This window comes from Grimontia hollisae CIP 101886, assembly GCF_000176515.1.
Lineage (GTDB): Bacteria > Pseudomonadota > Gammaproteobacteria > Enterobacterales > Vibrionaceae > Enterovibrio > Enterovibrio hollisae.
In genome coordinates, this window is record NZ_ADAQ01000008.1 from 159,324 (window position 1) to 177,264 (window position 17,941).

The window sequence follows — 17,941 nt, forward strand, 5'->3', positions numbered from 1 at the left end:
GTTAGTTAAACATGCCCATGGTGATATCCAACAGCTGCTGTGCCGTTGAAATCACTTTGGCATTCGCCTGATACATTTGGGTGAACTGCATTAAACTCACCGCTTCCTCATCCAGGTTGACACCGCTGACGCTATCACGCGCGTTTTCTGCATGTTTTACCTGGCTTTCTGCTGAAGCCATGTCCGTTTTTGACTGTGAGGTTTTGATCGCCCAATCGCCACACAGACCGGTGTAAGCAGTAAACAGCGTTTTGCCATTGACCTTGTCAATGGTGTCGCCATATTGCGCCAAATCGGTCTCTGACAACTTTGCTTTATCAAGGGTGATCGGCGCATTTTTCAGGCCAATCAACGCCTCCAGATTGTCGCTGTTCCCCGGTTCATCCACCGTCCCGTTACCGGCAAAGGCCAGTGCTTTGGGATCGCTGACCAGCAGGGTCAGGTTTTTCGCTGCCCCTTCAATCTGATCCACGCCACCAAACAAGGGTTGTCCTTGCTTACCGTTCAAATCTACCCCCTGGGTGTGCTGGGCGTTGAACTGGGTAGCAAAGCTGTAGGCCATCACATCCAGTTCCCGCTCCAGCGACTGGAGATGACCATCCCGGTAATTGAGCATGCCGCCAATCGTCCCCCCGGCACTGCTGCCGAGCGTGAATGTGCTTTCGCCACGCTTGAGCACCAGCCCACCGTCACTGTTTTTCATCAATTGGCTGGCACTGGCCCCATTCACCAGTGGCTGGCCTTGATCCAGAGAAACCGACACCGAACCATCACTGTGATAGGTGGTGTTGATATCCATCATGCTGGATAACTCAGTCAATGTGGCATCCCGCGCATCCAGCAAGCTGGCTTTTTCTGCTTCTGAGCCGTTTGCCTCGCGCAGGCTTCTGTTCAGGCTCGCCAGGTTTGCCATCAGGGTATTGGCTTTGTTCACGCTCGCTTCCAGTTGGCCGTCAACCTGTTTTCTCTGGCTTTCCAGCTGTTGGCTCAGGTTGTTAAAGCGATCCACCATCGCCTCGCTCTGGCTGATGATAGTCTGACGGTACGCAATATCCTGCGGCTGTGCCGACGCTTCGTTCAACGCAGCATAAAAACGGTCCAACCCAACATTCAGGCTGGTGTTATCACTGGTCAGCAGCGCTTCAGCCTGGCTGAGGTACTGCGTGGTTGCCTGATGGTACCCAAACCCGCTGCGCTGACGCTGAATCTGCAGGTGGGTGAAGGTATCTGACATACGTTCAACGCTCGACACCTGAACACCACCATCCTGTGAACCAAAACTGATGCGCTGGCGACTGTAGCCCGGCACCAGGGATTGGTTGATGTTCTGGCCTGTCACAGAAAGACCGGCGCTCGCCGCATTCAATCCTGAAAGGCCAATGTTAAATAAGTTCATAGGTCATCTTTTCCCGTGATTCATTCATCACCGCGCAGGGCAAGGGAATCCTCGCCTGCCTGAGGGTTAAATTGACGTTGTTGCAACAGTGAAACCGTGCCGTTTCCCCAATACTGGGCGCTGTGATTGGTCACAGCAGAATGATCAACCCCGTCTGACGTGGTAATGGCGAACGGTTCAACGTTACCGGGTGTGCTTTGGTTATCTATAACGACCGTTTTTTCATCTGTCCTAACTGTATTTTTTTGACTGAGCTGACGCGTCAGCATGTCAGCAATTCCCAGGCTCTGCTGTCGGCTCAACTCCACGGCCAATTGTCCATCCAGCATGTCGCGGTAGAAGGTTTGCTGACGGCTGTTAAACAATCCGTCTTCTTCCTCTCTCAACGCATCAGAGGCTTGACGCATGTGCTTGAGCACTGTTTGTAAAAACAGGGCTTCAAACTGTTGGGACGCTGTCTGTAACGCCGCGTCTTTATCAGGATTGGCTTTGATGTTTTGTAGCGTGTGTGTGTCATTAAACAGGCGCTGCATATCGGTATCATTTACTTTCATTACAGGATCACCAATTCACCATCCAGTGCCCCGGCTTCATCCAGCGCGATCAGGATTGCCATCAAATCATTGGGGGAGGCCCCCAGGCTATTCACCGCGTCCACCAGCGTTTGCAACGAGGTGCCTTCTTCGCTTTCCGGCCAGATAAACACCTTGCCTTTTTCTTCGTCCACCGACACGGTAGAGTCAGGCGTGATCGCGGTGTTCCCCTGTCCAAACGCATTCGGCTGGCTGACATTGAGATTTTCCATCACGCTGACTGTCAGGTTGCCGTGGCTCACCGCAGCGGTATGGATATGCACATCCTGTCCCACCACCACCGTGCCCGTGCGGGCGTTAAAGACCACTCGGTCTTTGCGGGTGGTTTCTTCGACGTCCAGCTCTTCAAGCATCGACAGGAAGGTGACACGCTGGCTGGTATCCATCGGTGCCCGCACACGGATACGGGCATGACTTTCCGCCACGGCCACATCCGGCCCAAACACTTTGTTGATCGCTTTTTCGACATTGCGCGCGGTACTGAAGTTGGGTTTTTTCAGGTTCAGGACCACTTCTTCTTCCGTGGTGAACGAGGTCGGCACTTCCCGCTCGATGATGGCACCGTTCGGGATAAGCCCCGCCGTCGGGATATTCACGGTAACGCCCGACCCACTGCTGCCTTGCGCCTGAATCCCGCCCACCACTAAGTTCCCCTGTGCCATGGCGTAAATCTGGCCATCAGCCCCTTTCAGGGGGGTTAGCAGCAGCGTACCGCCACGTAAACTTTTGGCATCCCCCAGCGAGGACACAGTCACGTCGAGCGCCTGCCCTTTGCCCGCCATGGCTGGCAGGGTGGCACTGACCGCCACCGCCGCGACGTTTTTCAGCTTAGGATCCGCGTTGGCAGGCAACTGCACGCCAAACTGGCTCAGCATATTTTTCACCGACTGCTGGGTAAATTTGGTCTGGTTTTTATCACCTGTACCGCTCAGCCCCACTACCAGGCCGTAACCGACCAGCTGGTTTTCACGGATCCCTTTGACATCCGCAATGCTCAATAAAGGGCGGGCCATCGCCTGTGTCGGGATCAGCACCGAAAACAGGGTAAGTAATATCAGGGCACCCGTACCGAGCGAGCGGGTAAACGCGTTGTGTACTGTCTGTCTCATCACATTGGGAACCATGAGCTGTTGAAGAAACGGGTCAGCCAGCCGGCTTCATTGGCATCAGCAAGCGCCCCACGGCCTGAATAGGTAATACGTGCATCCCCCAAACGCTGGGAAGAAACCTGGTTATTTCCGTCAATGTCATCAACACGTACCAACCCAGACAGACGGATAAATTCATCCCCTTGGTTCAGTCGTAACCACTTCTCACCACGCACGCGCAATACCCCGTTTGGCATGACTTCATCCACCATGACAGTAATGCTGCCCGACAGGGAGTTCTGTTGTGAGCTGGATGAGGCACCACTGAAATCGCGGCTGCCACTCACACTCACCTCACCCTGAGGGTAAGACGTACCAAACAAGGTCGGGACGCCCATTGAGACATCACTGCTTTTATCAAAGCTGGTACCGGCTTTTTTGCTCGAACGTGTTTGCTCATCCAGCGTAATGGTCAGGATGTCACCCACGCGGAAAGCGCGTCGATCCTGAAACAAGGCCATGGAATAGTTGGCATTGAACAGCCCCCCATCAGGATCCGGGGTGTATACCGGCATGTCCATTTTTGGCACCACCTCTTCCGGTTGCTGCTCCACCACTGCGGACACAGGCGCACACCCTACAACCAACAAGCAAAGTAACGCGGATAACCACATTGCCATGACGCTTTGTGAGCGACGCAAAATCGAAAAATTCACTGACATTCTGTTCACCTGCCGACCCGGGTTGGATTACATGGATTGACTGATAAATTTCAGCATTTGATCTGCACTGGACACCACTTTGGCGTTCATTTCATAGGCACGCTGGGTGGTGATCATATTGACCATTTCTTCCACCACGCTCACGTTTGACCCCTCCAGCGCGTATTGGCTCAAATACCCCAAACCTTCTTCGCCCGGCACGCCTTCAATCGGTGCACCTGAAGCTCCGGTTTCACGGAACAGGTTGCCGCCAAGGCCTTCCAGACCCGCAGGGTTGGTAAAGTTCACCAGCGTCAGTTGACCGATTTCCTGAGGCTCTGCCTCACCCGGCATCGTGATGTTCACAATGCCATCTTTACCCACAGTAAAGCTCAGGGCGTTTTCCGGGATCTCAATATTCGGAACAAGAGGCAGCCCCGCGGCTGTCACCATCATCCCTTCGCTGTTACGGTGAAACTGGCCATTACGGGTATAGGCTGTGCTGCCATCGGGCATTTCAATCTGGAAGAAACCGCCGCCCATAATGGCTAAATCTGTTGCCTGCTGGGTGTTCTGGTACGCACCGCTGCGCATCAGTTTCTGGGTCCCCACCGTGCGCACACCGTTACCCAGCTGAATGCCACCCGGCACTTCATTTTGCTGATCAGCCATGGCACCAGGCTGTTTTTTGGTCTGGTAGAACAGATCTTCAAACACAACGCGGTCTTGCTTGAAGCCGACAGTGTTGACGTTTGCCAGGTTGTTAGAAATCACCTGCATTTGGGTGTCTTGCGCCGCAAGACCCGTTTTACTTACCCATAGTGCTGCGTGCATTGCTTTAAACCTCTGTACTTACTCTTATCAGTTGCCACGAACGAGACGGTTTCCGGTAGAGGCCAGTTCCTCTGCGGTTTTCATCATTTTGATCTGAAACTCAAAGTTACGTGACAGATCGATATTCTTGACCAACGCGTCAATGGCGTTGACGTTACTGCTTTCCAAATACCCCACGGCAACCGTTACGCCCTGATCCGCATCGACAGGCTCGCCGTTGTAGGTTCGGAAAAGGCCATCCTCTCCTTTGCGGAGCTGGTTAGGCTCTGGCTTCACCAGTTTGAGTTTCCCGACTTCCTGCACCGCCGCTGAGCCCGCAGTCACCACAGAAATCGTGCCGTCCTGGCCGATCATTAATTTTTCGTGTTCAGGGATCGCAATGGGCCCGCCGTCGCCCAGAACAGGGCGATCACCCAGCATCAGATCACCGTTCTCGTTAAGGTGAAAAGCCCCTGCGCGGGTATACGCTTCTCCGTCTTCCCCAACCTGAACTGCGAAAAAGCCGTTGCCACGGATTGCTACATCCAACGGGTTGTCAGTGCGCTTTAACGCGCCGGGCGTGAAATCGCTCCAGGTACTGCCTATCCCCGTCAACGTGCGGGTCTCCAGACCCTTACCCTGAATCTCGACGCTTTTTGCCAAACCAATATCAGCGCGGAAACCATCGGTGTTCACGTTCGCCAAGTTGTTCGCCAACACCTGCTGCGCCGTGATCACGCGTGTTGCACCAGATACCGCTGTAAAAAGTAATTTATCCATGACTCAATCTGTTACATGTTCTGGAACAGGATCTGAACCATTTCCTGGCTTGCCTGAATGGTTTTCGCGTTGGCTTGGTAGTTGCTCTGCGCGGACATCAGGGACACCATCTCTTCGGTCAAATCGACGTTCGAACTTTCATACGCCCCCACACGCAGTGCGCCAAACTGACCTGTACCAGGCTGGCCAAACAAGGCAGTGCCTGAGCTAAAGCTTTCTGTCCAACGCGTTCCGCCCGCTTGCTGCAACCCTTCCTGATTCGGGAAACGTGCTAACACCAGCTGACCTTGAAGCTGCGTTTTCCCATTGGAATAACGTGCATACACCGACCCGTCTGCATCAAAGTACCAGCCCGCCAGTTTGCCCGGCGCGTACCCGTCCTGTTTGCTTTCGTTAATCGAGAAATCGCTGCCGAACTGGGTAAATTCCGACACGTCCATCTCAATCTTCATTGTGGCAGAGCCATTTTTTGGGGTTAAGGTCACGGAGATAGGATCTTCTGGCTTAATCAGCTTGCCGTTCTCATCAAACTCCAGCTGCGTATTTTTAGGATCTAATTCCTTACCATCGGCCACGTAATGCACACTCCAGGTGTTCTCGTCAGTTTTGACAAAGTACTGGGTGATCTCGTGCTCACCGCCCAGTGAGTCGTACACTGTGGTGGACGCACTGCAGGTAAAGGTTGACGGGTCATCTTTGTCGAACTTTTTCTCTTTCGGAACGATAACCGCTGCGCTCGCATCCAGGTTCACGCCCAGCGACACTTTGGTGGTCACTTTCGCGGCCATATCAGCAGTAGAGATTTGCAAGTCAGTCAGCGCACCGTTTTGGATGCTGCCGGTTTCTGACACTCCATACCCTTGCAGGCGCAGACCGTCTGCCGTCACCAGATAGCCATCAGAATCCAGATTGAAAATGCCGTTACGGGTGTACATACGCTGGCCATTTTGTTGCACCATGAAAAAGCCTTCGCCGTTGATCGCCAGATCGCTGTTACGGCCGGTAGAGGTAGCGGCTCCACTGGTAAAGCTCTGACGCACATTGCTGACTTCAACGCCGCCGAACTCACCGCCACCAAACTGGGGGGCATACACATCCTGAAACTCGGTGCGTGACGATTTGTACCCCACCGTGCCAACGTTAGAAATATTGTGCGAAATGGTGTTGATTTGATCTGATGTTGCACGCAGACCACTCAAACCGATATTGATAGACATGACTTGGTATCCTCTTGGTAAATGTTATGCTGCGATTTCACGCATGTCGTACATAGACATCTTGCCGATGCCTTTCAGGTTCAGCATGATGACACCGCCATCAGACGGTATATTGACCGACTCAACGTCCGCCGCGATCATCATGCTGTGGGTGTCTGCGCTATCGCCGCGCTCACTCACCACGTCAAAATAAAATTCGCCGGTGCCCAGCTCCTGTGCGGATAGCTGGAATTCCACCATGCCAGCCGGCCTTGCCCCCAGCTTGATTTCCTCTACCACTTTGCCTTTCTCGTCGTATACCACCACTTTGGCGTTATCGACCGCTTCATCAAACTGCACCCGGGCATCGACCGTCTGGTTTTCTTGCAGCGTCAGGCCGTTATTCACGTCCATCAACACTTTCTTGCCCACCAAATTGGTGGCCTGAAGCATTTCTACGTTGGTCATGCCAATGTTCAGGTTGTTCAGGCCCACTTTGACGCTTTCCAGACTTTCTACCGCTGACATCATGCCCAGTTGGGTCAGGTATTGCGTACCGTCAGTCGGGTTCAACGGGTTTTGGTTCTGAACCTGCGCCACCATCATGGTGAGAAAGTCATTGCTCGATGGGTTCATCCCATTGGCACCAACTTGCGTTTCACTCGCCACCGCCTGATGGCTGTACAGGGATTCAGATCGTACTTGTGCCAAGCTCATACAAACTCCTAACCTGTCTGTCCAAGACGCAGAATGCTTTGTTGCATGCTGCGTGCACGCGTCATCACATCCACGTTGGTTTCAAAATTGCGTGATGCAGACATCATGTCGGCCATTTCTTCGACCGGATTGACCTGTGAATAAAACACATAGCCTTCTTTATTCGCCAACGGGTGGTTCGGTTCATAACGGCGTTGCAATGGCGCATCGCTCTCTAACACTTCTTTCACGCGCACCATCGCACCCTGAGTGCCGTTGCCTTTGTCTACCATCACAGTTTCAAAAACCGGACGTTTGGCCCGGTAGCCTGTTTGCTCCGAGCCCGACACCACATCGGCGTTTGCAAGGTTGCTCGCCACGGCATTCAGGCGAACCGTTTGCGCCGCCATTGCCGAACCGGCAATATCGTAAATAGTTGAAAAAGACATCGTTTACTTACTGCCCCTTAATTGCTTCACGTAAACCGTTAAGCTTCATGTTCAAAAACGTCATGCTGGTTTCAAATGCCATGGCGTTTTCTGCGAATTTCGCCTGCTCGACACCCAGCTCTACCGTGTTACCATCTTGCGAAGGCTGCATCGGTTCGCGGTACTGCAACGTATAGTGTTGCGATACATCACGACGTTGGATGTGATTCATTCGCGCCCGACTCGCGATGCTGTCCATGGCTTGTTCAAAGCTGATATCCCGTGCTTTGTAATTTGGGGTATCGACATTGGCTAAATTGCCGGCAATAACCTTGGCACGTTGAATTCTGAAATCGACCGTGTTTAGGTGGACACCCAGCGCTTTGTCAAAATCAATCGTCATAGTGCTCTTCGTCTCAGAAAAATATCGCGGCACCTTTAGCAGCTTCCGTGCCAACATTTACCGGGGCAAATATCAGTGAGTTACAGTAGGTTCCACCCCCATTTTCCGACGAGGCGGAAGCAAAACTTCCTCTTTTCCGCCCTGCGATGGGGACTGTTTTTGGTCACCTGGATGGGGATTTTTTCCGCCTCTGCCCATGTCAGTACGCCTGCCGTGAGCCGGACTTCCGTGGTGACATTTGTTGAGCAGTCGGTTGCTGATTTTGCGCGCTCGGTGGGCAGTGACACCTTCACTGCCACCGTGGATGCATTTGAGGTGCCAGGCACATGTGATACGCCAGTCACGATGGCGCTGAGCGACCCAACCCGTCCTGTCGGGCGCTTTACGGTGACCCTCAGCTGTGAACAACCGAAATACTGGAAGATACGGGTAAAAGCGGAAGCGGCGGTGATGGTCGATGTGGTGGTGGCCAAATCCCCCCTGAAACGGGGGCAGGCTATTCAGTTGACGGACGTCGCCACAAAAGCCGTCAATATTGCCTATGTCCGCCATGGCTTTTTTACTGACACGGAACCGCTTATCGGCAAACAGGTTCGCCGGAATATCTCGCCGGGGCGGATCTTAACGCCTAAGCTTATTGATCGGCCCGTGTGGGTGAAACGCGATCAGGAAGTCATTATCGAGGCCCGCCGGGATACGATGATCGCCCGCATGAAAGGCATTGCGCTGGAAAATGGCAGTGAAGGTGACATCATCCGGGTAAAGAACAGCACGTCAGAAAAGGAGATCCGGGCCAGGGTTTCCTCTCCTGGCACCGTCAGCACGATATTCTGAGTCATTGAAGCCACTTTTTTCATTTATGGGTTTAAGGTCTCAGCAAAGTTGGTCGTTCTTCAACAACCAGAATTTAGAGCATTTGGGCGTTAGGCAATGATCGGAAAAATTGGATTGAATCAATCGGTAAACTACCGACGTGAAATAAACAATACAGACACAGTGAAAACACAACGTAAGCCAGAATCAAACATCGCACTAAGTGAAGAAATGCGCACACTGCATGCCGCAAAAGCATCAATGGAAAACACACAAGACGTGGATATGGATAAAGTGGCAGCCATGAAAGCCATGCTCGAACGTGGTGAGATGACTGTCAACCTCGACAATCTGGCGAACAGTATCATCAATTATTACGAACCGGCGAAAAAATAGCCGATATCGGGGACGAACATGAACGACCGTACCACCCTTGTTAAAACGTTGCTGTCAGATCTGGCGCAGGACGCAGCAAACTATGACAAACTGGATTCCCTGTTGGCAAAGCAGCATGCGCATTTAACCCGCCGTGACAGTCAGGCATTGAATGCGATAAGCGAAACGGTGCAGCCTTTAATGGACGCATTGAACAGCAATGCGCAGCGTCGCGTGACATGCTTGGAAACACTGGGCGTATCAGCGGATGATGAGGGAATGCGAAAAGTGCTGACGGCATTGCCTGAGGCATATGGTCGTCAAGGATTGGCACACTGGGAGCGCATTTATGCATTGGCAAAACGCTGCCAGGAACAGAACAATGCCAATGGCCGTTTATTAGCACAACAAAAACAGTTGTTCGATAAACTGCTCAAGCCTGAACACGCTTTCAGCTATGCTCCCAGCCTATAAATAAAAAACACCCGCCGACACAAAGCAGTATGTCGGCGGGTGTTTATTTTCTTATTCGATCAACTCACAGCGCATCAATCCCCATCAAAGCGCGCGTCAACAGCACTGATGTCGGCGGGCGCTCGCTTGCATCGCCAATTCATCCAGCATTTTCTGCTCGGCCTTGGCTTTTTTCTGGTTGATGGCGTTCATCCTTTTTTCTATGACCTTGTCGCACATTTTCACCTGACGGTGCTGGTTAACGACACGCTCATTCACACTGCGCAGCTCTATCTCTGACAGCATCATTTCCTGCTTTTGCATCAGGCTCAGGTTGTCAAGCTGGCCGCGAAAGCGTGCAGTCCCCTTCATCAGCAAGGACGACACCTGTTCGCCGGCAGAAAACGCGTATTGCGTCTTCAGGTTTTCCAGCAAATTAAGACGCGCCTGATGCGCCTGATGGCGGCGGGCCGCTTCCCCCGCTTGGGTTTTCAAATCATCCAGCCGTTTTTGTTGCTGATCCCGCCAACGGCTAACCGCTGCTACTCGTCGCATGATTAGTCAACACCCGGTATTTGCATGAATTGCTCCATGCTGTCCGTCAGCGTGACGTTTTCATGCATGGTTTGCTGAAGAAACTGACAAATCGACGGGTATGCCTGCACAGCCAGATCCAGCTCATGATCTGCGCCTTGCTGATACCCCCCTAACGAGATCAATTCCTGAACCTGCCGATAACGGGCATACAATTGTTTCACCCGCTGTGCGCGTTTCAGGTGTTCTGCTGACACAATTTGCGGCATGGCACGGCTAATCGATTGCTCAATGTCTATCGCCGGATAATGCCCTTGCTCTGCCAACGCACGGTTCAGGACAATGTGTCCATCCAGGATCGCCCGCGCCGCATCGGCAATCGGATCCTGTTGGTCATCCCCCTCTGACAACACGGTATAGAACGCCGTTATCGACCCACCGTCACTGGCGCCATTGCCTGCCCGCTCGACCAGTTGGGGCAGCAAGCTGAATACGGAAGGCGGATACCCTTTCGTCGCCGGGGGCTCCCCTACCGATAAGGCGATTTCGCGCTGTGCCTGCGCATAGCGCGTCAGCGAGTCCATCAGCAGCAAGACGTCTTTGCCCTGATCGCGGAAGTATTCCGCAATACGGTGACAAAGTACCGAGGCACGCAGTCGCATCAGCGGCGGATCGTCAGCAGGAGAGGCGATCACCACGGCGTTGCGCATGCCTTCTTCACCCAGCGAATGCTCGATAAATTCACGCACTTCCCGTCCACGCTCCCCGATCAATCCCACCACGGTGATCTCGGCAGAGGTATTGCGCGTCATCATGCCTAGCAGCACACTCTTACCGACACCCGAGCCTGCAAACAGCCCCAAACGCTGGCCTTTGCCCACACTCAGCATGGTATTAATCGCACGCACGCCGACATCAAGCTGATGGGTAATCGGCTGACGTTTCAGCGGATTAATGGTATCGCCCTGTAAAGGCACACGCTGTTCGCAACACAATGGCCCCAGACTGTCTAACGGCTCACCCAATCCGTTGAGTACGCGCCCCAACAGGTTTGGACCCACCGGAATTTTGCTGTCGCCAAACAGTGGCAAAACGCGGCAACCCGGACGCAACCCGGTGGTGTGACGGATTGGCATCAGTACCGTCGCATGGCGGTCAAACCCGACCGCTTCCGCTTCCACCATGTCACCGTGATCGGTTTCAATCAGACAGCGCTGCCCCGTGGACAAGCGGCAACCCACCGCTTCCATGGTCAATCCGGCCATACGCACCAAACGTCCGTAGCTGCGCGCAACGGGAACCTCAGGAATATGCTGGCCTGCGCTCAACAGGCGTGCGGACAGTTCCGCGGCATAATCACGCATCGCCCATCACGCTCTCACGTACAGAATCCATGCAGACCTCCAGACGTTCATCGATATCGGCAATGGCCTCAGCATCATCACTGACGACGCGACAGCTTCCTGTTGCCAATGATTCATCCTGTTTCAGCGTCCAGCTTGCTACCGCATCTGGCATTAATTCAATCAGACGCTGGCAGTCCTGCGGATTTAAATACACGGTGACGTTTTTCTGTTGTTCAGGGATCTCAGCCAATGCTTCATTGATCAGGCGGATCATATGGCTAGGCTGCAATGTTAATTCGGTACGAATCACCTGGCATGCCACCTTTTCCACCAAATCACAGATCATTTCACTTTGATCGCGAACATACTGGTGAAACAGCGTTTCTGTCTGCTTCATCAACTGATCAACCGCGGTGACAGAGCTGTGCATTTGTTCTTTCACTTGCTCCATCCCCTGCTGAATACCTTGTTGCAGCCCTTCCTGCCTACCTGTTTCAACACCCTGGTTCATCCCTTCCTGATACCCTTGGTCGAACCCTTTTTGGTGGCCGTCATCAAAGCCACGTTGAAACTCATCCTGATAGCTGCCACTTTCATTGCCATACACGTCATCCTCTGCAGAAAGCAGCGATGGGAAGTGGTAGTTTCGATACTGCCCAGGCGTTGGATGCATAATTAACGGCGCCCTCTTATTCATACTGAATCCGCCCCTTATTCACTGAACAGTTGCAGTTCGATTTCTCCCGAATCGGCCAACTGACGCAGCAAGGTAACGATCTCTTGTCGTGCTTCTTCAACCACACTCGCACGCACGCGCCCACTGCTTTCAATAGCATCTTGCAGATATTGCGCAGCGCGTTTTGTCATGGTGGCAAAAATCTTGTCCTGCAGGGCTTGGCTTGCGCCTTTCAGTGCCACTGCCAGGGTTTCCTGATTAATATCCTGTACCAGGCGCTCCAGCGTTTCTTCACTCTGCTGCTCAAGAATACTGAAGTTGTACATTTTACTTTCCAGCTTCCCAACCAGCTCAGGGTCGTGCTCCTTCATGCCTTGCATGACTTTGAGACTGTAATCAGGCTTGAGACGATTAATGATCGCTGTCGCCTGATCCGTGCCGTCAATCGGCGTGCTGCTTTGCTGCGCAGGCAATTCAAGGAAACGGTTAATCAACACCTGCACCTCTTCCACCATACTTGGATGGATTTCACTGAGATTCGCAACACGATAAAGCAGATCGTCCATGCTGCTTTCCGGCAGGTGCATCAATACCTCCGACGCCACATCCGGATCGAGGTAAGCCAGAAACACCGCCTGCATCTGTGGGTGTTCGCCACTGATAAGCTCAGCAATTTTTGACGGCTCAAGCCACTGCAACGATTGCAGGTTCTGTTTCAATGTGTCGCCATAAATTGCATTCAGCAAAGGCTCAGACAACGAGCGTCCCAACGCTTTGTCCAGCGTGCGTTCAAGATACGCACGCGACGCACCTGAAATGCCGGACTCCGCTCTGAAATCATCAAAAAATCGACGGTATACGTTCGACACTTCATCATTTTTTAATGCAGGAAGGCTGGCCATGGTCATTGTCAGCTGCCGCACTTGTTCGCGGTTAAGCTGCTTCAGCACATTCGCTGCAGCTTCTTCGCCCATACTGAGCAAAAGAATGGCGGCATGTTCTACGCCTGTATTAAGATCAAATGTCTGCATTTTTCGGGGTCATCCACTGTTTCACAACATGGGCAACACGCTCTGGCTCTCGCTCAGATAGCATTTGTAAATACGACGACTGACCTTCAAGTCCCGTTTCTGGTGTCGGCAAATCTGGCATGTCATTCATCGCAGGTGTTTTACTGCCCTCTGAACCGACCGCCATGTCAGTACTCCCGCCCACAAACTCGCCCGCAACGGTTCGACTCAGCGTGCCTTCATTAGCGCCTGCATTCACCGTTTCCCGTGACGCGTTTTGCTGCGCCAGAGCACGGACAGCAGGACGAATAACCACCAGCAATATCACCAGAGATACCACCGCTGACAAAATGTAACGCAGGTAATCCAACCAAATATTATCCATCCACCAGGACGGCGTTGACGCCAACAACTCAGGCGCATCCGTATTAAATGGATGCACAAACAGACTCAGCTTGTCACCACGCGCCTCATCCAGCCCCAATGCATCAATCAGCATGGTGCGGATATTCTCACGTTGTGCATCACTAAAACTTTCCGCTTCGCCGTTAAGCAACACCGATACCGTCAGGCGTTCAACCGAACCCTGTTGGTACTTGATGTGCTTTAACGTGCGGTCAACTGCATAGTCTTTGGACGATTCACCACGCTTGTTAACCAAGGTACCATCACCGTCCTCTTTCCCTTCTGGCAGCCGGTTACTCTGTGTGCCCGGTACGCCTTCTGGCTCCTTCTGCCCCTCATTATCAAACGAACTGAATTCGTTACGCACCGTTCCTTTCGGGCCATAGGATTCTTCCGTCGCTTCCACGCGGTCAAAATTGACACTTGCCGCGACTTCTACCTGAAAGTTGTTGACGCCCACCATCGGTCGCAGCATTTTGGCGGCACTTTCAATGTACTCGGCTTCCAGTTTTTGTGTGTAGCTGAGGTATTGGCTGTTCCCCAGTTCACCGATACCGGTCCCCTGCCCAATCTGGTTGGACAATAAGTTACCGTGCTGATCAATCACGTTAACGCGATCAGCCTGTAGATCAGGCACGCTGCCTGCCACCAAATTGACGATGGCGGCAATGTTGTCACTATGCAGTACACGACCTGGCGTCAGCACCACCACAACGGATGCCGATGGCAGTTCCTTATTACGACCGACAAACAAAGTTTGCTTGGGAAGCGCCAAATGAACGCGCGCATTACTGACACCATCGAGCGTCATAATCGAGCGGGCCAGTTCCCCTTCAAGACCATGTCGGTATCGGGCGTTTTCGATAAATTGACTGGTGCCTAAGGCAAAATCTTTATTCAGAATTTCCAGTCCGGCAGGTACTTTTGCCTCTATACCCGCCGCAGCCATTGCAATACGTGCTGCCGCCACCTGACTGCGCTCAACCATGATGTTGCCTTTTTGTGGCTCAACGTAGTAGTCGAAGCGATTTTGCTCAAGTGCAGCAATCACCTGATTACGATCATACTGCTCCTGTTCACCATATAGCGGACGATACTCCCCTCCTTGCCAGAGCCCTAACACCACGGCGACAGCGACTGCAACCGCAATGGTGCCCAGCAGTGCAACAGTGCGGGCGCCGCTAAACACACGCTGTGGTGAAACCGCCATATTCAGCGTGGCTAATTTGTTTTTGAGTACGTTGATCACCTACGTCACCTATTACACTACACCGGCATTTTCATGACATCGTTGTAGGCCGTCATCAGGCTGTTTCTCACCTGCACCATGGCCGAAAATGACAAACTGGCTTTCTGGCTGGCAATCATGGCGCCCACCAGATCATCACTTTGACCTGTGTCAACGGCATGCATTTGGGCTGATGCTTCTTTACCCATGTTGTCAACACTGCGAATGGTGCTAGAGATGACGTCAGAAAATGACACGTTCTCCGCTGCCCCCTGATTCATAGGATTGGAGGCAATCGGCAGGGTATTGATACTCGCAACCTGCTGGCGGATATCATTAATTTGACTCACAACACTGTCTAAGTTCTGCAGTTCTTTTTGCATTTCATCAACCTCAAACGTTTGGTCATACCGTTAATGATGGAACAGGCTTTTTGTTCGAATCGCCCTGTTCTTACGCCAGTATCTGATCCACATCCCATCCGTTTTCACGCATGGTTTGGATCTTGTAACGCAGGGCGCGCGTCGTCACCCCTAGTGCTTGCGCCGTCTTACTACGATGACCATCAAAGCGGCGCAATGTATCGATGATGGTGTCAAACTCCGCCCGTTTTCGACTTTTCTGCAAAGACGGACTTTCTTCCTGAGCCACATAATGGCGTTGAGGCTCTATGGTCGGCTCAGCAAACATGACTGCCTCTTCTCGCTCATTCATTTGTGTCGTCAGATACATCGTGCCCGGCAAATTCAAGTCTTCACTGCGAATTTCACACCCACGGCTTAATACCAATGCGCGTTGAACCACGTTTTCCAACTCACGGACATTGCCCGGCCAACCATAGTTTTCCATTGCCCGTTGTGCGTCATCAGAAAAGCAAATCGACTGGTAAAAGTCCGGCATGTATCGCTTCACCATGTGTTCTGCCAAAGGCAGGATGTCTTGTCGACGCTCTCGTAACGGTGCGCACTGCAATGGGAACACATTGAGGCGGTAATAAAGATCAGAGCGAAAACGCCCTTCAGCCACCGCCTGTTCCAAGTTCTGGTTAGTGGCTGCCACCACTCGGATATCCAGCTTGACCTTTTTATTGCACCCCAAACGTTCCACTTCACGCTCTTGGAGCGCACGTAACAGCTTGGCTTGCATCGTCAGTGGCAATTCCCCGATTTCGTCCAGCAACAGGGTGCCATGGTTGGCGATCTCCAATTTGCCTGGATAGGCCTGTGCCGCACCTGTGAATGCCCCCTTGGCATGACCAAACAAAATAGATTCCACCATGGTTTCAGGTAACGCCGCGCAGTTAATCGCCACAAACGGGCCATTCGCGCGGGGAGATGCATTGTGAATAAAACGTGCCAGCACTTCTTTACCTGTACCGCTTTCTCCTGTGATCAATACAGACGCATCCGTTTGGGCAACACGCTGTGCCATTTGAAAAAGCTGTCGGTTGTATTGTGATTCCGCGACCACTTCTCCACCTGCCCCTTCCAGCATTTTCAGCCGGTTGACTAGCTGGACGAGATGAAACGTCTCAAGCGGCGCCAATAAATAATCGGCTGCGCCATGTTGCATCGCACGTGACACAGAGCCTGCCTGAGCCACGTTTGCCACCACAACCACAAAACCCCCAAACCGGTTAAACGGCGCTGTTGTCAGACACTCCGCAACATCTGAGCCATCGTCGAGTTTGCTCGGTACCAGCACCATATCCCAGTGACGAGATGCCATCATGCGTGAAAACGTGTCAAAACAGGGGGCATCCACCAGTTCAAAATCGGTATGTTGCACATGCACCAGATTGCTCATGTTTACCGTTGAACTTTGAAGCATCAAGATTTGCCATTTCTGTTTCATGAATCACCCGACACGATTTTTTTTGATTAAACGCACTGTGACATATCGTTTTTTATCGCTTTGTTGTTCACTCTCCTCCGTGACGATGTATCTGTCTCCATGCCAGCGAATTTCTAATTTCGATAACGGCACACCCGACTCAACCAGCAGCGAAGCCACCTCCTCCGCACGGCTTTGCGAAAGACGTAAGTTCGCAGAACGGTCTGAATAATCGCCTGCATAACCATCAATCAGAACCTTGTTGATGGAGCTGTCACTGGCAATCAATTCTGCAATTGACGCCAAATCTTTTGCATTCCCTGCATCCACCTCAAACGCGCCATTGGCAAAGTTGAGGACGGTATTTCTTGCTGTTCCATAGCTGATAGGGAGTAGTTGCGCGCGACACGCATTGAATGCCTCTGCGACAACAGAAAAATTCACATTGGTAATTTGTACGCTCTGGATATCCCCCTCACGATCTTGAAGACTGAGCCAAATCCAATCTCCATGTGATAACGCGTCATAAATTGGCTGCGCCTTATTGAGAGAGAGCCCGCCATCCAGACGTGCCTGAGTGTTGCCAGCGTAAGTCAGAGGTCCAGCCACATCGGCATGCCAAGGTGGTGCAATAGCCTCCACCGACATCAGGCTTTTTACCTTATCGCCAGACGTAGGCTGAATTTCAACGCTGACAGGCACCCCCGGCTCAGCAACAAGATTGACGTTGCCAAAACCATCAATCCAATACGTCAATTCACAACGGTTATTGTCACCACTGAACAACCAACGGGTGCTATCTAGATCAGAAAACCAAAGTCTTTCCGCAGAGAAAGCCAGTGGTGAAAACAAAAAAAACAAACAGAGCAAGCGCCTCATCAGATGCCTCATTCATGCAGTAACTTTTATCTTCAACACAATGCAATCCCCAAAAGGGAGGATTAGATCCAACGCCACACACGTTTTTCACGAGTGCACCGCTGGGGGTTTGCAACGTCAGGCCAAGAGTTAGACAGCACCAACACCGTCGCCTACAAAACCAGACAAACCCATTCACCTGCTCTCAATGCAGGTGGTGTTCTTTTTCACCAATTGCCAGATGTCGAAAAAGATGAATTGATCACTTTTTAAGCGGACAGCTTTAAACCATACTCTCTCCATCATGTCAAGCACC

The 17,941-nt window shown here is 52.2% G+C and carries 21 protein-coding genes; 3 read left to right on the forward strand and 18 right to left on the reverse strand.

The features are described from left to right. Position 1: 1 nt before the first annotated feature. The 10 genes from flgK to flgB are packed head-to-tail and all read right to left on the reverse strand — an operon-like array spanning position 2 to position 8,094. Positions 2-1,396 (reverse strand): flagellar hook-associated protein FlgK, encoded by a 1,395-nt coding sequence (gene flgK / locus VHA_RS02645; RefSeq protein WP_005501562.1) that lies wholly within the window; start codon positions 1,394-1,396, stop codon positions 2-4. A 20-nt stretch (positions 1,397-1,416) separates the two neighbouring features. Then, positions 1,417-1,950: a rod-binding protein gene (locus VHA_RS18380; RefSeq protein ID WP_005501564.1), complete on the reverse strand. Its 534-nt coding sequence runs from the start codon at positions 1,948-1,950 to the stop codon at positions 1,417-1,419. Beyond that, a complete protein-coding gene (locus tag VHA_RS02655) occupies positions 1,950-3,098 on the reverse strand; it encodes a flagellar basal body P-ring protein FlgI (protein WP_050778519.1) in 1,149 nt (382 codons plus the stop codon). Before VHA_RS02655 ends, VHA_RS18380 begins: the two co-directional genes overlap by 1 nt. Then, positions 3,098-3,799, reverse strand: coding sequence for a flagellar basal body L-ring protein FlgH (gene flgH / locus VHA_RS02660; protein ID WP_226926537.1), 702 nt, complete (start codon positions 3,797-3,799; stop codon positions 3,098-3,100). Before flgH ends, VHA_RS02655 begins: the two co-directional genes overlap by 1 nt. Before the next feature lie 27 nt (positions 3,800-3,826). Next, the gene (gene flgG, locus VHA_RS02665; RefSeq protein ID WP_040528049.1) at positions 3,827-4,612 is read right to left on the reverse strand and encodes a flagellar basal-body rod protein FlgG; all 786 of its coding nucleotides are present in this window, start codon (positions 4,610-4,612) and stop codon (positions 3,827-3,829) included. A 27-nt stretch (positions 4,613-4,639) separates the two neighbouring features. Continuing rightward, on the reverse strand, positions 4,640-5,371 hold the full coding sequence (locus tag VHA_RS02670) for a flagellar basal body rod protein FlgF (RefSeq protein WP_005501577.1): 732 nt from the start codon (positions 5,369-5,371) through the stop codon (positions 4,640-4,642). Between the two features lie 11 nt (positions 5,372-5,382). Next, entirely contained in the window at positions 5,383-6,588 is a 1,206-nt protein-coding gene (gene flgE, locus VHA_RS02675) for a flagellar hook protein FlgE (protein WP_005501578.1), read from the reverse strand. Positions 6,589-6,612: 24 nt separating this feature from the next. Continuing rightward, on the reverse strand, positions 6,613-7,284 hold the full coding sequence (locus VHA_RS02680; RefSeq protein WP_005501579.1) for a flagellar hook assembly protein FlgD: 672 nt from the start codon (positions 7,282-7,284) through the stop codon (positions 6,613-6,615). 8 nt (positions 7,285-7,292) lie between these two features. Further along, the gene (gene flgC, locus VHA_RS02685; protein ID WP_040528050.1) at positions 7,293-7,712 is read right to left on the reverse strand and encodes a flagellar basal body rod protein FlgC; all 420 of its coding nucleotides are present in this window, start codon (positions 7,710-7,712) and stop codon (positions 7,293-7,295) included. 7 nt (positions 7,713-7,719) lie between these two features. Continuing rightward, positions 7,720-8,094 carry a flagellar basal body rod protein FlgB gene (flgB, locus tag VHA_RS02690; RefSeq protein ID WP_005501581.1) on the reverse strand — a complete coding sequence of 125 codons (375 nt, stop codon included), beginning with the start codon at positions 8,092-8,094 and terminating at the stop codon, positions 7,720-7,722. 171 nt (positions 8,095-8,265) lie between these two features. Between flgB and flgA the strand changes: the two genes are divergently transcribed. The 3 genes from flgA to VHA_RS02705 all read left to right on the forward strand — a co-directional run bounded on the left by flgA (position 8,266) and on the right by VHA_RS02705 (position 9,756). Then, positions 8,266-8,928, forward strand: a complete 663-nt coding sequence (flgA, locus tag VHA_RS02695; RefSeq protein ID WP_040528101.1) for a flagellar basal body P-ring formation chaperone FlgA — start codon at positions 8,266-8,268, stop codon at positions 8,926-8,928. Positions 8,929-9,024: 96 nt separating this feature from the next. Further along, positions 9,025-9,303 (forward strand): flagellar biosynthesis anti-sigma factor FlgM, encoded by a 279-nt coding sequence (gene flgM, locus VHA_RS02700; RefSeq protein WP_005501583.1) that lies wholly within the window; start codon positions 9,025-9,027, stop codon positions 9,301-9,303. 18 nt (positions 9,304-9,321) lie between these two features. Next, entirely contained in the window at positions 9,322-9,756 is a 435-nt protein-coding gene (locus VHA_RS02705) for a flagella synthesis protein FlgN (RefSeq protein ID WP_005501584.1), read from the forward strand. Between the two features lie 96 nt (positions 9,757-9,852). Here VHA_RS02705 and VHA_RS02710 read toward each other — a convergent pair whose 3' ends face one another. From VHA_RS02710 to VHA_RS18385, 8 genes are all read right to left on the reverse strand, one after another. Further along, positions 9,853-10,290: a flagellar export protein FliJ gene (locus VHA_RS02710; RefSeq protein WP_005501585.1), complete on the reverse strand. Its 438-nt coding sequence runs from the start codon at positions 10,288-10,290 to the stop codon at positions 9,853-9,855. 2 nt (positions 10,291-10,292) lie between these two features. Next, positions 10,293-11,633 carry a flagellar protein export ATPase FliI gene (gene fliI / locus VHA_RS02715; RefSeq protein ID WP_040528051.1) on the reverse strand — a complete coding sequence of 447 codons (1,341 nt, stop codon included), beginning with the start codon at positions 11,631-11,633 and terminating at the stop codon, positions 10,293-10,295. Then, a complete protein-coding gene (fliH, locus tag VHA_RS02720; RefSeq protein WP_005501587.1) occupies positions 11,626-12,288 on the reverse strand; it encodes a flagellar assembly protein FliH in 663 nt (220 codons plus the stop codon). The genes fliI and fliH overlap by 8 nt, the downstream gene beginning before the upstream one ends. 38 nt (positions 12,289-12,326) lie before the next feature. Next, entirely contained in the window at positions 12,327-13,322 is a 996-nt protein-coding gene (fliG, locus tag VHA_RS02725) for a flagellar motor switch protein FliG (RefSeq protein ID WP_050778520.1), read from the reverse strand. Further along, positions 13,309-14,955 carry a flagellar basal-body MS-ring/collar protein FliF gene (gene fliF, locus VHA_RS02730; protein WP_005501590.1) on the reverse strand — a complete coding sequence of 549 codons (1,647 nt, stop codon included), beginning with the start codon at positions 14,953-14,955 and terminating at the stop codon, positions 13,309-13,311. Before fliF ends, fliG begins: the two co-directional genes overlap by 14 nt. A 17-nt stretch (positions 14,956-14,972) precedes the next feature. Beyond that, positions 14,973-15,317: a flagellar hook-basal body complex protein FliE gene (gene fliE, locus VHA_RS02735; protein ID WP_005501592.1), complete on the reverse strand. Its 345-nt coding sequence runs from the start codon at positions 15,315-15,317 to the stop codon at positions 14,973-14,975. A gap of 70 nt (positions 15,318-15,387) precedes the next feature. Continuing rightward, the gene (locus VHA_RS02740; RefSeq protein ID WP_005501593.1) at positions 15,388-16,788 is read right to left on the reverse strand and encodes a sigma-54 interaction domain-containing protein; all 1,401 of its coding nucleotides are present in this window, start codon (positions 16,786-16,788) and stop codon (positions 15,388-15,390) included. Between the two features lie 3 nt (positions 16,789-16,791). After that, positions 16,792-17,628, reverse strand: a complete 837-nt coding sequence (locus tag VHA_RS18385) for an OmpA family protein (protein WP_123912581.1) — start codon at positions 17,626-17,628, stop codon at positions 16,792-16,794. Between the last annotated feature and the right edge of the window lie 313 nt (positions 17,629-17,941).

Excerpts from the sequence above, each read along its gene's own strand:
- VHA_RS02710 (WP_005501585.1), bottom strand. The coding sequence starts at position 10,290 with ATGCGACGAGTAGCAGCGGTTAGCCGTTGGCGGGATCAGCAACAAAAA.
- VHA_RS02680 (WP_005501579.1), bottom strand. The coding sequence starts at position 7,284 with ATGAGCTTGGCACAAGTACGATCTGAATCCCTGTACAGCCATCAGGCG.
- fliH (WP_005501587.1), bottom strand. The coding sequence starts at position 12,288 with ATGCATCCAACGCCTGGGCAGTATCGAAACTACCACTTCCCATCGCTG.
- flgH (WP_226926537.1), bottom strand. The coding sequence starts at position 3,799 with ATGTCAGTGAATTTTTCGATTTTGCGTCGCTCACAAAGCGTCATGGCA.
- flgM (WP_005501583.1), top strand. The coding sequence starts at position 9,025 with ATGATCGGAAAAATTGGATTGAATCAATCGGTAAACTACCGACGTGAA.
- flgK (WP_005501562.1), bottom strand. The coding sequence starts at position 1,396 with ATGAACTTATTTAACATTGGCCTTTCAGGATTGAATGCGGCGAGCGCC.
- flgE (WP_005501578.1), bottom strand. The coding sequence starts at position 6,588 with ATGTCTATCAATATCGGTTTGAGTGGTCTGCGTGCAACATCAGATCAA.
- fliG (WP_050778520.1), bottom strand. The coding sequence starts at position 13,322 with ATGCAGACATTTGATCTTAATACAGGCGTAGAACATGCCGCCATTCTT.
- flgA (WP_040528101.1), top strand. The coding sequence starts at position 8,266 with ATGGGGATTTTTTCCGCCTCTGCCCATGTCAGTACGCCTGCCGTGAGC.
- VHA_RS02670 (WP_005501577.1), bottom strand. The coding sequence starts at position 5,371 with ATGGATAAATTACTTTTTACAGCGGTATCTGGTGCAACACGCGTGATC.
- fliI (WP_040528051.1), bottom strand. The coding sequence starts at position 11,633 with ATGCGTGATTATGCCGCGGAACTGTCCGCACGCCTGTTGAGCGCAGGC.
- VHA_RS02705 (WP_005501584.1), top strand. The coding sequence starts at position 9,322 with ATGAACGACCGTACCACCCTTGTTAAAACGTTGCTGTCAGATCTGGCG.
- VHA_RS02740 (WP_005501593.1), bottom strand. The coding sequence starts at position 16,788 with ATGAAACAGAAATGGCAAATCTTGATGCTTCAAAGTTCAACGGTAAAC.
- VHA_RS18380 (WP_005501564.1), bottom strand. The coding sequence starts at position 1,950 with ATGAAAGTAAATGATACCGATATGCAGCGCCTGTTTAATGACACACAC.
- fliE (WP_005501592.1), bottom strand. The coding sequence starts at position 15,317 with ATGCAAAAAGAACTGCAGAACTTAGACAGTGTTGTGAGTCAAATTAAT.
- flgC (WP_040528050.1), bottom strand. The coding sequence starts at position 7,712 with ATGTCTTTTTCAACTATTTACGATATTGCCGGTTCGGCAATGGCGGCG.
- VHA_RS02655 (WP_050778519.1), bottom strand. The coding sequence starts at position 3,098 with ATGAGACAGACAGTACACAACGCGTTTACCCGCTCGCTCGGTACGGGT.
- flgG (WP_040528049.1), bottom strand. The coding sequence starts at position 4,612 with ATGCACGCAGCACTATGGGTAAGTAAAACGGGTCTTGCGGCGCAAGAC.
- flgB (WP_005501581.1), bottom strand. The coding sequence starts at position 8,094 with ATGACGATTGATTTTGACAAAGCGCTGGGTGTCCACCTAAACACGGTC.